13 protein-coding genes are annotated in these 14,612 nt (G+C 64.2%); 8 read left to right on the forward strand and 5 right to left on the reverse strand.

Features of this window, described 5'->3' with window-relative positions; genetic code table 11:
- Positions 1-3: 3 nt before the first annotated feature.
- Together IE158_RS06535 and dusA are read right to left on the reverse strand one after the other, a co-directional pair.
- A complete protein-coding gene (locus IE158_RS06535) occupies positions 4-876 on the reverse strand; it encodes a DUF817 domain-containing protein (protein WP_229838953.1) in 873 nt (290 codons plus the stop codon).
- Positions 869-1,894, reverse strand: coding sequence for a tRNA dihydrouridine(20/20a) synthase DusA (gene dusA / locus IE158_RS06540; protein WP_229838954.1), 1,026 nt, complete (start codon positions 1,892-1,894; stop codon positions 869-871). Before dusA ends, IE158_RS06535 begins: the two co-directional genes overlap by 8 nt.
- Positions 1,895-2,206: 312 nt before the next feature.
- On the opposite strand from dusA, the gene IE158_RS06545 reads away from it, so the two are divergent.
- From IE158_RS06545 to folE, 3 genes are all read left to right on the forward strand, one after another.
- The gene (locus IE158_RS06545) at positions 2,207-3,574 is read left to right on the forward strand and encodes an E3 binding domain-containing protein (protein WP_189642858.1); all 1,368 of its coding nucleotides are present in this window, start codon (positions 2,207-2,209) and stop codon (positions 3,572-3,574) included.
- Between the two features lie 181 nt (positions 3,575-3,755).
- Complete coding sequence (locus tag IE158_RS06550; RefSeq protein ID WP_189642859.1) at positions 3,756-4,973, forward strand: adenylosuccinate synthase; 1,218 nt, start codon at positions 3,756-3,758, stop codon at positions 4,971-4,973.
- Positions 4,974-5,044: 71 nt separating this feature from the next.
- Positions 5,045-5,611, forward strand: a complete 567-nt coding sequence (gene folE, locus IE158_RS06555) for a GTP cyclohydrolase I FolE (protein WP_229838960.1) — start codon at positions 5,045-5,047, stop codon at positions 5,609-5,611.
- A 116-nt stretch (positions 5,612-5,727) separates the two neighbouring features.
- Here the strand turns inward: folE and IE158_RS06560 are convergent, their stop codons facing one another.
- A complete protein-coding gene (locus IE158_RS06560) occupies positions 5,728-6,267 on the reverse strand; it encodes a DUF11 domain-containing protein (RefSeq protein ID WP_189642861.1) in 540 nt (179 codons plus the stop codon).
- A 320-nt stretch (positions 6,268-6,587) separates the two neighbouring features.
- Between IE158_RS06560 and IE158_RS06565 the strand changes: the two genes are divergently transcribed.
- Genes IE158_RS06565 through ttcA form a run of 3 tightly spaced genes read left to right on the forward strand, consistent with a single transcriptional unit; the run spans position 6,588 to position 9,739 of the window.
- A complete protein-coding gene (locus IE158_RS06565) occupies positions 6,588-7,808 on the forward strand; it encodes a vWA domain-containing protein (RefSeq protein WP_229838955.1) in 1,221 nt (406 codons plus the stop codon).
- A 58-nt stretch (positions 7,809-7,866) separates the two neighbouring features.
- A complete protein-coding gene (locus IE158_RS06570; protein WP_189642862.1) occupies positions 7,867-8,814 on the forward strand; it encodes a MerR family transcriptional regulator in 948 nt (315 codons plus the stop codon).
- Between the two features lie 49 nt (positions 8,815-8,863).
- Positions 8,864-9,739, forward strand: a complete 876-nt coding sequence (ttcA, locus tag IE158_RS06575; protein WP_189642863.1) for a tRNA 2-thiocytidine(32) synthetase TtcA — start codon at positions 8,864-8,866, stop codon at positions 9,737-9,739.
- Between the two features lie 67 nt (positions 9,740-9,806).
- Here ttcA and IE158_RS06580 read toward each other — a convergent pair whose 3' ends face one another.
- Positions 9,807-10,313, reverse strand: a complete 507-nt coding sequence (locus IE158_RS06580) for a hypothetical protein (RefSeq protein WP_189642864.1) — start codon at positions 10,311-10,313, stop codon at positions 9,807-9,809.
- 111 nt (positions 10,314-10,424) lie between these two features.
- Here IE158_RS06580 and IE158_RS06585 point away from each other — a divergent pair, with 111 nt between their 5' ends.
- Positions 10,425-11,996 carry an acyl-CoA carboxylase subunit beta gene (locus IE158_RS06585; protein ID WP_189642865.1) on the forward strand — a complete coding sequence of 524 codons (1,572 nt, stop codon included), beginning with the start codon at positions 10,425-10,427 and terminating at the stop codon, positions 11,994-11,996.
- A gap of 110 nt (positions 11,997-12,106) precedes the next feature.
- The gene (pstS, locus tag IE158_RS06590) at positions 12,107-13,384 is read left to right on the forward strand and encodes a phosphate ABC transporter substrate-binding protein PstS (RefSeq protein WP_189642866.1); all 1,278 of its coding nucleotides are present in this window, start codon (positions 12,107-12,109) and stop codon (positions 13,382-13,384) included.
- Positions 13,385-13,463: 79 nt separating this feature from the next.
- Here pstS and IE158_RS06595 read toward each other — a convergent pair whose 3' ends face one another.
- Complete coding sequence (locus tag IE158_RS06595) at positions 13,464-14,543, reverse strand: alpha-hydroxy acid oxidase (RefSeq protein WP_189642867.1); 1,080 nt, start codon at positions 14,541-14,543, stop codon at positions 13,464-13,466.
- Positions 14,544-14,612 lie beyond the last annotated feature (69 nt).

Consider the following 14,612-nt stretch of genomic DNA (forward strand, 5'->3'; position numbering starts at 1 on the left):
CCTTTAGGCGGAATGCTCCTTGCGGTCCAGCCGCGCCTCTACCCGCTTGAGCGTGGACACGATCAAAAAAGCCACGATGACCATCAGTGTCCAGGCCAGCCACTTGCTGGGGTCCACCACTTCCCAGCCGCTTTGCTGGTGGGGGTAGACCCAGGCTCCCAGCAGCGTGCCCAGGTTCTCGGCTATGTACACGGCCAGCCCAATCAGCCCAAAAGAAGCCAGCAGCGGCATCTTCAGCCGCCGTCTCAGGAGCGTGAAGCCCACCTGCGTGCGGGCATAGGCCAAGACCAGTAGCCCGCTGACGGCCCAGCGTAGGTCGGGACCGTAGTGATGCGTAAAGAAGTTCAGATACGCCGACCCCGCCAGAGCCACCTGTGCCCACAGCGGCGGTGCCCGGTGCAGTGCCAAGTCCAGTCGCCGCCAGGCCTGCGCCATATAGCTGCCCACGCTGGCGTACATAAATCCGGCGTACAGCGGCACTCCGGCCACCACGCTCAGCCCGGCGGCATCGTAGCTCCAGCTGCCCTGAGCCACCTTGAAGGCTTCCAACGCAAAGCCCAGCAGGTGAAACAGTCCCAGGGCCGCCGCCTCGCGCACCGTTTCAAAGCGAGTGAGCAGCAAGGCAGCTTGGACCAGGAGCACGCCCAGCAGCATGGCGTCGGCGCGGGCAAGCGGAAAGCTGGGCGGCAGTGCCCCGGTCAGGGCCAGCAAGCCCACCACCGCCAGGGCGAACAGACAGCACAGTGCCTGAATCCGGACAAATTCGAGCAGCAGCGCTCCCGTCCCTGGGGCAGTGGTGCTGGATCTGCTTGTGCTAGGGCTACCTGGGCTGAGCGCAGCTTTCTCAGGCTCCGGCCCACTGGTCTGTTCAGTCACGGGCGTCGAGTACCTCATCTGGCACACCGGCCACTGCCTGGTCCAGCACTTCTATGCCCGCGTCCTTGCGGTGGCCCAGTTCGCTGAGGGTCCGCTTGTAGTGGCGTGCGCCCCGCTGTCCCGCGAATAGACCCAGCGTGGCTTTGGTGAGGTGATGAAAGCTCTGCCCCTGCTCAAGCCCAGCAGCCACGTAAGGCCGGAAGCGGGTCAGCACTTCGCGGCGGGTGGGGGGCTGTACGTCTTCGCCAAAGAGGTCACGGTCTACGCGAGCCAGCACATAAGGCGTTTGGTAGGCGGCGCGTCCCAGCATCACGCCGTCGGCCCAGGTGAGGTGCTCCCGCGCCTGCTCCAGCGTCTGCACGCCGCCATTCAGCGAGAAAGTCAGCTCCGGAAAGTCCCCCTTGAGCCGCTGCACCACCTCGTAGCGCAGCGGCGGAATCTCGCGGTTTTCCTTGGGACTGAGGCCCTTCAGCCAGGCTTTGCGGGCATGCACGATAAAGGTGCGGCATCCGGCGGCAGCCACCGTGTCCACGAAGTCGTGCAGCTCCTCATAGCTGTCTTGGTCGTCAATCCCGATGCGGTGCTTGACCGTGACCGGCAGCCGGGTCGCCGCCTGCATGGCCGCCACAGCGCGGGCCACGGTGGGCGGCGTGCCCATCAGGCAGGCTCCGAAAGCTCCACTCTGCACGCGGTCACTGGGGCAGCCGCAGTTGAGGTTGACCTCATCGTAGCCCCACTCTTCGGCCAGCGCGGCGCACTCGGCCAGGGCCGCCGCGTCACTGCCGCCAAGTTGCAGGGCCAGCGGGTGCTCGGCGGCGCTGAAGTCCAGGTGCCGCGCCCGGTCACCATGCACAATGGCCCCCGTGGTGACCATTTCGGTGTACAGCAGCGCCCGCGTGGTGAGGCAGCGGTGAAAGGCGCGGCAGTGCCGGTCCGTCCAGTCCAGCATGGGGGCCACCGAGAGCCGGTGCGCGGGCGGCAAGCTGGTCATGGAGGCGTGAGGAAGCGGCAGACTCATGTGCCCAGCAGTGTAACGCTGGACCGGGTACCGCAGCGGGCAGTGGCCTCCTTTGGCCTCCGTTCGTCCCTACTCTGTGCGCACAGGCGTATTCTCCTGAAAGAAGCCTGTTAGACCATGAACGCCACTCTAAACGCAATGAGAAGTCTAAAGCCTGCTCTCTCCAGCCTGGTGGGCAGGCAAAGCGCAGGGCGACTTGGATTTCAAATTGCACGCAGGAAGCCTCTCGTTGGGCACTGGCGCTGAATTCGGCTGTGGCCGACTGGACGGCACCCGCTGGCCGCTTCTTTATCTACTGAAAGGGACCAAGACATGGACAATATCTCCCCACTGGCCAAAACCCTCGCTGAATCCAACGGCATTGACTGGCGCGCGATTCAGGGCAGCGGTGCTGGCGGTCAGATCGTCGAGCAGGACATCATCAACTACCTCACCCGCGTGATGAGCGGCGAGGAAGAACCGCCCGCCACCCCGGTGGACCTGCCGCCGCCCGACTGGACCGGCGACGAACTGCCTGCGGGCATGAGCGCCGAGATGCTCAGCCAGGCTGGCGTGGAGTCGGACATTGCTGCCCTGGTGAACCAGGCCCCCGCTGGACAGAGTATGGCTGGACAGGAATGGACCGGACAGGCACCACTGGCCCAGGGCGAGCAACTGGAAGAAGACGAGTTCGAGCTGGACATGGAAGACGAGCCCGCTGCGCCCGCACCCGTCATGGATGAAGTGGTCCCTGCGTCCACGCCAGTTGAGCCTATGCCAGTTGAGCCCACGCCTCCTGTGGCGGGCGGTCTCGGTGGCCTGCTGTCGCAGCTGTATCAGGCGCCTGCCGCGCAGACTTCTGGTCTGGCTGCCGAACCTGCCGGAACGGAGCTGGCTGATCACGGCATGGCCGACGGATATATGGCCGAGCCGTCCGTGGCTCAGGCCGCAGATGCTCAGGAAACCGTTTATACCGAAACGGTTCAGTCCGTTACGGCGGACGCTCCAGCCTTCACCGATGGGCGGGAGTCCGCTGCCGACCTGGCCCTAGAAGAAGTGGTGCCAGAAGAAGTGGTGCCAGAAGAAGTGGTGCACGAAGAGTTGGCTCCAGAACAACCAGAAGAACTGGTCCAGCAAGCGGTGGAGCCAGAAGCTGCCAACGTCGCTGCTGTAGAACAGGAAATGCCAGCTGTGGCTGCTGCAGTGGCCCCCACTGCGCCCGAGCGCCCCGAGCAGGCAGTCTGGTTCGGCGTCTACCTGCGCCGCGACGCCGATGTGCAGGCGGCCTCGGCCCTGCGTGATCAGCTCAACGCCGCGCTGGGCCAAGACGTGCCGCTCTCGCTGCTGGTGGCCCGCGCCGCGCAGCAACATGCAGAGATGCTGGGCCTCGGTGCAGTGGCGATTCAGGATGTACATTCGCAGCGTGCCCGCTCGGTGGGCGGAGCTGGCGCTGGCCTGCGCGACGCACTGAGCGCTCTGGACCGCGATCACGACGGCCAGGCCGACCTGCTGGTGGTCAATGCTGGCACCTTTGAGCTGGACGAGCTGCACTACCCGGACACGGTGACTCTGTCGCTGGGCCGCGTGGTGGATGGCCGCGCTGCACTCAGTCTGAACGGTGATGTGGACACCGTCCGGGCCGCCGAGTTCCTAGCTGCTGTGGCCGCCAGCCTGGAAGCCCCGGTGGCGCTGATCATCTGAGCCGCGTCTGCCCCCGCCATGAACCTTGGCTGGGGCAGGTTTCACCTATACTGAGGCACGGTGTCACGCGCCGTGCTTTTTTTTGGCTGCACAGTGCCATGTAGGAGCGCGTGACCGCAGGAGGGAAGGTGCCCAGCAGGGCCCCCTTTTTGCCCGACTGCCAGACAAGAGGAGGGCTGAAATGCCTGGAATTGCAATTATTGGAGCCCAGTGGGGCGACGAGGGCAAGGGAAAGATCACCGATTTCCTAGCACCCGAAGCCAGCTACGTGGTCCGCTATCAGGGCGGAGCCAATGCGGGCCACACCGTGACCGCCAAAGGCCAGACCTTCAAGCTCAACTTGCTGCCCAGCGGTGTGCTGCACGAGGGCACGGTTAGCGTGCTGGGCGACGGCATGGTGATTGACCCAGACAAGTTCCTGGAGGAGCGTCAGAGCCTGATCGCGGGCGGTCTGAACCCGGACCTGCGGATTTCGGACCGTGCCCATCTCGTGCTGCCGCACCACAAGTATGTGGATGGCCGCAAGGATTTTGTGGGCACCACCGGCAAGGGGATTGGCCCCGCGTACGCTGACCGTGCCCGCCGCGTGGGCCTGCGCTTTGGCGACCTGGCCGACGACAGTGTGCTGCGTGAGCGCCTGGAACGCCTGCTGGAAGCCAAGCCCAACTCCACCCGTGAGGCGGGCTGGGACAGCGTAGAAACCGCTTTTCAGGCGATGCAGCCTGTCCGCGAGGCGCTGCTGCCCTTTATTCACGACACCGGCTCGCTGCTGCGTGCGGCCATTCGGCAGGGCGAGAACGTCCTGTTTGAAGGCGCTCAGGCCACGCTGCTGGACCTGAACTACGGCACTTACCCCTTCGTGACCAGCTCGCACCCCACTGTGGGCGGAGTGCTGGTGGGCGCAGGCGTGAGCCACAAGGCGCTCAACCGCGTGTACGGGGTTGCCAAGGCGTTCAATACCCGCGTGGGCCACGGCCCCTTTGTGACCGAGGTCTTCAGCGACGAGGAGATTCTGCGGCTGCGCGGTGACGGCTCCAACCCCTGGGACGAGTTCGGCACCACCACGGGCCGCCCCCGCCGGGTCGGCTGGCTGGACCTGGAACTGCTGAAATACGCGGTGGAGGTCAACGGGCTGGACGGTCTGGTCATCAACAAGATGGACATTCTGTCGGGGCTGGATACCGTGCCGGTGTGCGTGGGCTACGGCAGCGAAGGCCAGCCCATCATGCGGCAGATGAAAGGTTGGGCCAGCACCGAAGGCGCTGAGACCCGCGCTGACCTGCCCAAGGAAGCCCAGGCCTACTTGGACCTGATCGAAGAAGTCACCGGCTGCCCGGTGGTGATCTTCTCGTGTGGCCCGGCCCGCGAGCAGACCTACGGCACCGTAAGCTGGGGCTGAGGGAGGACCGCTTGAGTACTCCACCAGAAAAGGCCAGCGACCTGCGCCAGACCCAGACCGGTGATCTGGAGGTGCCGGGACTGGCCGACCTGACCCACAGTTGGCTGGCCGCCATCGGCGAAGACCCGGAGCGCGAGGGCCTGACGCGGACCCCACACCGGGTCGCCAAAGCCTGGGCTGCGATGACCGCAGGCTACGGGCAGACGCTGGCGCAGGTCGTGGGCGAAGGCGTGTTTGCTGCGGAGGGAAGCGAGATGGTGATCGTCAAAGACATCGAGTTCTATTCGATGTGCGAGCACCACATGCTGCCATTCTATGGCCGCGCACACGTCGCGTACATCCCAGACAGCAAGATTCTGGGCCTGAGCAAGTTTGCCCGGATCGTGGACCTCTATTCGCGCCGCTTGCAGGTACAGGAGCGCATCACCACCCAGGTGGCCGAAGCGGTTGAGGAACTGCTGGAGCCCAAAGGGGTGGCCGTCCTGATGGAAGGCGTGCATCTGTGCATGGCGATGCGCGGCGTGCAAAAACAGAATTCCAGCACCACCACCTCGGCCATGCGTGGCCTGTTCCGCACCGATCCGCGCACCCGCGCCGAGTTCATGAGCGCTGTGCAGAGCACCCTCCGCAGCCGCTAAGTTCCTGTTTGTTCGCCGCTAGGCCCAGCCGCCCGAGCCCTAGCCGACCAAGCCGCAAAAAGGCCCCGGAGCAGTGAGTTTCCGGGGCCTCTCTGGCTGACTGCGCGGATGCGGTGCTAGCGCACGCGGACGCGCAGGGCCATCTTGTGGGTCTGGCCGGGAGCCAGGGTGCCTAAGTTCCAGCGCACATGGGTGTATTCGGACGGCTGCACCTGCACGCGGCGGGTTACCGCTTTGCCGTTCTCAGTTACGGTGACGCTGCGGAACAGCGGCGCTTTGCCGAAGGTCTTGCCACCGTCGAAGGAGTACTCGGTCACCACATTGCCGGTGCCGCCCGAAGACGCCACGAACACGGTGCCCGCCGGGACTGGCAGGCTGGGGCGGACATTGCCCAGCGGAGCGCGGGACACGTTGCGGGCGGCCAGGTCGTAGTGAATCACGTCGCCGGGGCGCACACGGCTGGCGTCGGGGTTCAGGCGCTCGGTGGTCTTGCCGTCTGCGCCGCGCACGCTGGTGACCAGGAAATCGTTCAGGACCAGCTGTACGGGGCTTTGCTGGGTTTGCTGAGTGGCAGGAGCGGAGGCGGTTTTTTGAGCCAGTGCCGGAGCAAAGCCCAGGCCCAGCAGCAGGGCAGGAATAAACAGGAATGCTTTCATGGTGAACCTCTAGGTGTCTAGAACGTAGGAAGACATGGCGTAAAGAACTCGCGTAAAGAACTTCTGGGGGCAGTGTAGGCGCAGAGTGCTTACGAGATACTGACCTGCCCCGCCCCAGTCATTCCACGGAGCCTGGAGGCGGGCTTTCATCAAAAGCTGCATTTGGCGTCAGGTTGGGTCGGGAAATGGCGGCAGGCGGCCATTACAAAGCCCACTGCCCGCAGCTGGCATGATGGCCGGGTACAGCTGCTCACAGGCAAAACTGCGGGCCAGAGCCAGAAACCCAGCGGCCAAGAAGGCCAAGAAGGGGAGAACCAAGCATGATGACAGGCAAGATGACCCGCTACAGCCGCTTTGAGGGCGAACTGGACTCTCTAGAAGCCAGCGAACTGATGCAGATGATTCAAGAAGCCCTGCTGGGGCAAGGGTTCAACGACCCCTACGACCCCGACCCGAATGCGCGGCCCAGCATGGACGACCTGTTCGACGCGATTCTCGAAGCGCTGGCCGAGCGCAATATGATTCCCGAAGATCAGCTGCTTGAGGCCTTGCAGGCCGACGACATCAGCCAGACGCAAATCGGGCAGCAGATTGAGCGGCTGATGGACCGCCTTCAGGAAGAGGGCTTTATCCGCAGGGAATTTGGGGAGGACGGTGAAGGTGCGGGCGGGGCGGGCAACCCCGGCGAAGCCACCTTTCAGTTGACCGACAAGAGCATTGATTTCCTGGGCTACAAGTCGCTGCGTGACCTGATGGGCGGCATCGGGCATTCGGGCGCTGGTTCGCATGACACCCGTGACTACGCCAGCGGCACCGAGATGAGCGGCGAGCTGAAAAACTACGAGTTTGGCGACACCTTGAACCTGGACACCACCGCCACCCTCGGCAACGTGATGGGCAAGGGCTTTGAGAACCTTGAAGAGTCCGACCTGGTGATTCGGCAGGCCGAGTATCACTCCTCAGCCGCCACGGTGGTGATGCTGGACTGCTCGCACTCCATGATTCTGTACGGCGAGGACCGCTTCACGCCTGCCAAGCAAGTGGCGCTGGCGCTGGCGCACTTGATTCGCACCCAATACGCAGGCGATACGGTCAAATTCGTGCTGTTCCACGACTCCGCCGAAGAAGTGCCGATTGCCAAGCTGGCCCAGGCCCAGATCGGGCCGTATCACACCAATACGGCGGGCGGCCTGCGGCTGGCTCAGCAACTGCTCAAGCGCGAGAACAAGGACATGAAGCAGATTGTGATGATCACCGACGGCAAGCCTTCCGCGCTGACCCTACCCGACGGACGCATCTACAAAAATCCGTATGGCCTGGACCCCTACGTGATGGGCGCGACCCTGCGCGAAGTCGCCAACTGCCGCCGCAGTGGGATTCAGGTGAACACCTTCATGCTGGCGCAGGACCCTGACCTGCTGGCCTTTGTGCGCCGGGTGGCCGAGATGACGCGCGGCAAGGCGTATTTCACTACGCCTGAGAACATTGGCCAATACGTGCTGATGGACTTTGTGGCGAACAAGACCAAGCTGGTGAACTGACCCCCGAAGCGGGCCTGAGCTTGACCCTGCCCCTGGGAGGCAGGTTTAGGCTGCGGCCATGCAAGCGAGTGAAGCGGCCCGCCGCGCCGGACTTGGTCTCAAAGCCCTGCGCTATTACGAGGCGCAGGGGCTGGTTGTCCCGGCACGCCTCCCCAATGGCTACCGGGACTATTCCGAGCAGGACGTGGCCCTGTGCCGGCAAATCGCGCAGCTCAGAAGTCTGGGGCTGAGTACCGAGCAGGCCCGGCCATTTGTGGAGTGTCTGCGCCAGGGGCACCGGCATGGTGACGATTGCCCGGAATCGCTGGCCGCTTACCAAGCCGAAATTTCCCGGCTGGACGCCCTTATGCTGGCGTTGGAAGCCCAGCGAGACGAGCTCCAGGCGCGGCTTTATCATGCGGCCCGGCGAGGTTTTTCGGGAGCCCCTGCTGCTTTGGCCCCGACTTACGGTCTGCCGCCAGGGTTGCCCGTCCCGCAGGATGATGGCCGGGCGGCGCACCTGCAAGGGCTGGACATACCCGCGCTGACTTTGACCGCCCATGACGGCTCCGAGGTCAATATCAGGGCGCTGGCGCAGAGCCCAGGATATACGGTGCTGTTCATCTATCCCACCACGGGGGTGCCGGGGCAGGACCTGCCACAGGGCTGGAATGAGATTCCGGGGGCGCGGGGCTGCACGCCCGAAGCGTGTTCGTTTCGCGATCTACTGGCGGACCTGCGGGCGGCGGGCGCGGCGGCAGTGCTGGGCTTCTCGCATCAGGGCCACCTCTATCAAGCGGAGTTGGCGGACCGGCTGCGTCTGCCCTACCCGCTGCTGTCCGACCCGGAGAGGCGGCTGGGGCAGGCCCTTGACCTGCCCACCTTCGAGGTTCAGGGAGAAACCTACTATCAGCGCCTGACCCTGATGATCCGCGCAGGCCGCATTGAGCAAGTCTTTTATCCCATTTTTCCGCCCAACGAGCACGCCGAACAGGTGCTGGCGTGGCTGGCGGCGCAGCAAGGGTGAAGTGTTGCTTGGACTTTTCGGCTCCTCGACCTTTAGACTTCTAAGCCGAATGCAAGGCGCACCCACCTCCACCCCTCATAAGCTGTTTGCGCCCATTGTGAAGGCCACTGGGCAGGCCATCGGTGATTACCGCATGATTGAGGACGGTGACCGAATCATGGTGTGCCTGTCAGGCGGCAAGGACAGCTATACCCTGCTGGACGTGCTGCTGCATCTGCAAAAGCGGGCTCCGGTGCGCTTCGAGGTGGTGGCTGTGAACCTCGACCAGGGGCAACCGGGCTTCCCCAAAGACGTGTTGCCGCGCTACCTGAGTGAATTGAGCGTGCCGTACGACATCCTCACCGAAGACACCTACAGCGTGGTCAAGGAGAAAGTGCCCGAAGGCAAGACGACCTGTAGCCTGTGCAGTCGCCTGCGCCGGGGCATCCTGTACCGCCATGCCCGCGAAATCGGCGCGACCAAGGTGGCGCTGGGCCACCACCGCGAGGACATTCTCGAAACCCTGTTTATGAATATGTTCTTCGGGTCGCGGCTCAAGGCCATGCCGCCCAAGCTGCAAAGTGATGACGGCACCAATGTGGTGATTCGCCCGCTGGCCTATGTGCCCGAAAGCCAGATCGTCACCTACGCCGCCGCCAAAGGCTTTCCTATCATCCCGTGCAACCTGTGCGGCAGCCAGCCTAACTTGCAGCGCCGAGTCGTGGGGGAAATGCTGGAAGGCTGGGAGCGTGAGCATCCGGGCCGCCTGAACAATATTCTGCGTTCGCTGACCCGCGTGACCCCCAGCCACCTGCTGGACGCAGAGCTATATGACTTCGCGGGGCTGAGCGTGCAACCCGCAGAAGGCGACAAAGGCTTTGACGCCGAGGAATACCCGGAGCGTGAATTCCTGAGTGGGCTAAGCGAACTGACGATGCTGGGCTGAGGGGCTCGCTGCTCCGGCGCACACAGGAGGCATTGCTGCGCCACCCACAGCCGGTCGCCTGGCAGACTTACCCCGTTCGCTTGCCCCAGGGTTTGTAAACAGAAATCACCACTATGGTAAGCAGGATAATCAGACTTGCGCCCTGGCTGAGCAGCAACTGAAGGCGTTCTGCTGCGAATTCGGGGCCGGGAACGCTCTGCTGTGAGCGCATCAATGTGCTCTGAATCAGTCCGTGCATAAAGAAGGTTCCGAACAGCATCAGGGCGATGTTGAGAGCCAGTTTGACCAGAATCCACCAATAATGGGTCAGGCCCCAGTTGGTCCGCCAGGCCAGCCACACTCCCGTGACCAGTGCTCCAATTGCGCCAGGGATGATCAGCCATTCATCCAGCAGCACTGCGAAGACGTGCGCGGCCTGGGCCAGACTTCCACTGCGGCCAGAGAAGACCAGCAAGACGCAGCCGGCGGTACCGGCCACCCAGGCCAGCATGAAAAAGTAATGCAAGGTCAGCCAGAATTGACGGGCGCGCTGCGTGAGGGTGGTGCGGCGCTTCGTGGGCTGGACGGTCTGCATGGTGACTCCCTCCCAAATGGCGAGCGTGGCCTGCCCTGTGCGGCCCCTTGCCTCAGAATGTACCCTGGTCAGTGAGGTCAGGCCCTCAGTCCTAGCCGTTAAACTGTCCCCATGTCACAACCCAAAAACCTCAGTCTGGAGCTGAAGGAACTGGTCGCCCAGATGCAGGCGCGGCGCAGCCATGTGGAACAGGGCGGCGGCCCAGACCGGCTCGCCAAGCAGCGCAGCGGCGGCAAAATGACGGCCCGTGAGCGCATCGCTTACCTGCTGGACGAGGGCAGCTTTCTGGAGATGTCTACCTTTGTGGAGCACGGACGCAACCGCCTGATGGACGGCGTAGAAGCCCCCGGCGAAGGCGTGGTGACAGGGAGCGGGACCATCGGTGGGCGGCAGGTGTTCGTGTTTAGCCAGGATTTCACCGTGCTGGGCGGGTCGCTCGGCAAGATGAACGCCGCCAAGGTGGTCAAGGTGATGGACCTGGCCGCCAAGACCGGCTGCCCGGTGATTGGCCTAAACGACTCGGCGGGAGCGCGGATTCAAGAAGGGGTGGACAGTCTCAGCGGCTACGGCGAGATTTTTTACCGCAACGCCATTTACTCCGGTGTGGTGCCGCAGATCAGCGCCATTCTGGGGCCGTGCGCGGGCGGCGCAGTGTACAGCCCGGCCCTGACCGATTTCATCCTGATGAGCAAGGGGAGCTCGTATATGTTCATCACTGGCCCCGAAGTCATCAAGTCGGTGACGCGCGAGGACGTGACTTTTGACCAGCTCGGCGGCAGCAGCGTACATGGCCGCAAGTCGGGGGTGGCCCACCTGGCGCTCGAAGGTGACGCCGCTGTGCTGGACGGTGTGCGGGCGCTGCTGGCTTATCTACCGCAAAACGCCCGCGAGCAGGCCCCCCGCGCTGAAGTGACCGACTCACCCACGCGCCAGACTCCCGAGTTGCTAGAGATGGTCACGCCAGATCAGACCCGGCCCTACGCCATGCACGGCGTGATCGAGACGCTGGTGGATCATGGCAGCTTTCTGGAAATCCAGCCGGACTGGGCCAAAAACATCATCGTGGGCTTTGCACGGTTGGATGGTCAGAGCGTAGGCATCGTCGCCAACAACCCCAAGGTGATGGCCGGTTCGCTGAATATTGACGCGTCCGACAAAGCCGCCCGCTTTATCCGCACCTGTGACTGCTACAACATCCCCATCCTGACGCTGGTGGACGTGACGGGCTTCCTGCCCGGCGTGGGCCAGGAACACGCCGGTATCATTCGGCACGGGGCCAAGATGCTGTATGCCTACGCCGAAGCCACCGTGCCCAAAATCACCCTGATTACCCGCAAGAGTTACGGCGGCGCGTACCTTGCCATGAACAGCCGCGATATGGGTGCAGATGTGGTGTACGCCTGGCCCACCGCTGCCGTGGCCGTGATGGGTGCAGAAGGTGCGGCCAACATCGTGTACCGCCGCGAAATCCAGAACTCAGAGAATCCTGAAGCCACCCGCGCCGAGAAAATCCGCGACTACAAAGAGGCTTTTGACAATCCGTATGTGGCTGCGGGCAAAGGCTACATCGACGACGTAATTCCGATGGAAACCACGCGGGCGCAGCTGATTCAGACCTTCGAGATGCTGCGCGGCAAAGAGGAGCAGCGGCCCTTCCGTAAGCACGGCAATATTCCGCTATAGCCCCGCCCACTTTGCCTAGAAGGCGGTGACCACGGCAGAAACGGCGTTCAAGACGGGCCTTTTTTGCCGTGGCTGACAAATCGCTGACATGACCTGAGTAGGCTGCCCGCATGAACGCGACCAAGCGCCTGTTGCTGCTGCCCCTGACTGCGATGCTGTTTGCCTGTGCCGAGCAGACCAAGACCACCACCAGCCAGACCACGACCAGTGAGGGTCAGACCACCACCACGGTCAGCGAAACCACCACTGCACCGGACACCGCCGCTGCTGCTTCGGCGGTGCAGGAAGCCGGTCAGACCGTCAGCGCCGCTGCCACTTCGGCAGGGCAAGCTGTGGGCGCTGCAGCGGCGGGCGCTGGCGCTGCTCTGGGCCTGAACGCCCCCAAAGCCCCCCATGCCGACGGCAGCCTGACCGGCGCGGGTGCGTCCTTCCCCTATCCGCTGTACTCCAAGATGTTCGACGAGTACGCCAAGGAAACCGGCGTCAGCGTGAACTACCAGTCGGTGGGCTCCGGCACCGGCCAGAAGCAAATCACCGCCCAGACTGTGGACTTCGGCGCATCTGATAACGCCATGGATGACGAGAAACTCGCCAGCGCTCCGGGCAAGATTGCCCACATTCCTATGGCGCTGGGTGCCGTGACCGCCACCTACAATGTCCCCGGCCTGGCTGCCGGAACCGAACTGAAGATGACCGGCCCCGTGCTGGCCGACATCTACCTGGGCAAAATCAAGACCTGGAACGATCCCGCCCTGACCGCGCTCAATGAAGGCGTGCAGCTGCCTCCGCTGCCCATCACCGTGGCTCGCCGCTCGGACTCCTCGGGCACCACCGCCGTGTTCACCGACTACCTGAGCAAGGTCAGCCCTGAGTTCAAGGAAAAGGTCGGCAGTGCCAACTCGGTGAACTGGACTGTGGGCAGCGCCGCCAAGGGCAATGACGGCGTGGCTGGCCTGGTGCAGAACACCCCCGGCACCATCGGCTACATCGAAGAAGCCTACGCCAAGCAGAACAACCTGCCGATGATGGCAATTGAGAATGCCGCTGGCGAGTTCGTGAAGCCCAGCCTGGAAGGTGTGACCGCTGCCGCCGCCGCTTCCGAGCTGCCCGAAGACATGCGCGGCAGCGTGACCAACGCCGAGGGCGCTGGAGCCTACCCGATGGCCTCCTACACCTACTTGCTGGTCTACCCCGAGCAGAACTACGCTGGCCGCGACAAGGCCCAGGGTGAGCGCCTCCAGCACCTGCTTCAGTGGATGCTGACCAGCGGTCAGGGCTATCACGAAGCCCTCAGCTACGCCAAGCTGCCCGACAGCGTGCGCGAACGTGCTCTGGAAATCGTCAACGGCATGACCTTTGATGGTCAGCCCATGAACTCCATGCAGTAAGTCTCTGAGGGGGGACAGGCCAGCGGGCAAACGCAGCACACGCGTTTGCCCGCTGGCCTTTGGTTGGGGCGCAGGTGCTTTACCGGCGGTGGAGCAGGTCCGGTCCCAGCTGGTCCAGGGCCGTCTTGCCACACAGCGCCATATCGAGTGCCAGTTCTTCATGCAGCAGCTTCAGGGTGTGGGCGACGCCAGCTTGCCCACCAGCGGCCAGGCCCCACAGAGCGGCGCGGCCCAGAAAGACGGCGCGGGCCCCCAGCGCCAGCGCCCGCAGCACGTCGCCCCCGCGTGTGACGCCGCCATCCACGTAGACTTCGCGGTCCCCGGCGGCAGCCACCACTTCGCCCAGCACTTCAGGAGCGGTCACGGCACCGTCCAGCTGGCGGCCCCCGTGATTGCTGACCCAGATGTGCGCGCCATGCTCACGGGCCAGCGCCGCGTCTTCGGCGGTCAGGATGCCTTTCAGGACCAGCGGCAACCGGGTGATGCCCTGAAGCCATTCCAGGTCGCGCCAGGTCAGTGCCGTATCCAGCAGCGAATCAAAGTACTGCATGTGGGTCAGGCTTTCGGTGCCGGGCGTGCGCGGGCCGACGTTGGGCAGCGGCAGGTCGGGCGGGAGTTGCAGCGGGCGGCGCAGCAGCGCCTCGCGGCGACCCACCAGCGGAGCATCTACCGTCAGGACCAGGGCCCGTGCACCAGCCGCCTCGGCCCGCTGCACCAGGGCGCGGCTCACCTCACGGTCACGGTACAGGTAGAGCTGAAACCACCAGCGCCCCTGCGCCGCTGCGGCCACGTCTTCGAGCGTGCGCGTGCTGAGGGTGCTGAGGGTCATCAGGCTGCCCGCTTCGGCGGCGGCAGCGGCAGTAGCGCACTCACCTTCTGGATGGGCCAGCCCATGCATGGCACTGGGCGCAATACCCACAGGGCTGCTGAGGGTCAGCCCCAGCACGCTGGCCGAAGTGTCCACCTCGGTGATGTCCACCAGCATGCGGGGCCGCAGCCGCCACTCGGCCCACGCCTCACGGTTCCCGCGCAGGGTCCGCTCATCGCCCGCGCCGCCCAGATAGTAGTCCACCACGCTGGGGTGGGCCGAGTCCGCTAGCCGCTGCCGCCCCAACAGTTCCAGCTCCCGCAGGTTCAGGCAGTCGGTTGGATGTTCCATGCTTCAGCATAGGCGGACTGGTCAGGCACTGCAAAACCCCTCCCGCTGGGGGAGGGGCGAGGTGCCCTT

It is taken from the genome of Deinococcus piscis, from assembly GCF_014653275.1.
GTDB lineage: Bacteria > Deinococcota > Deinococci > Deinococcales > Deinococcaceae > Deinococcus > Deinococcus piscis.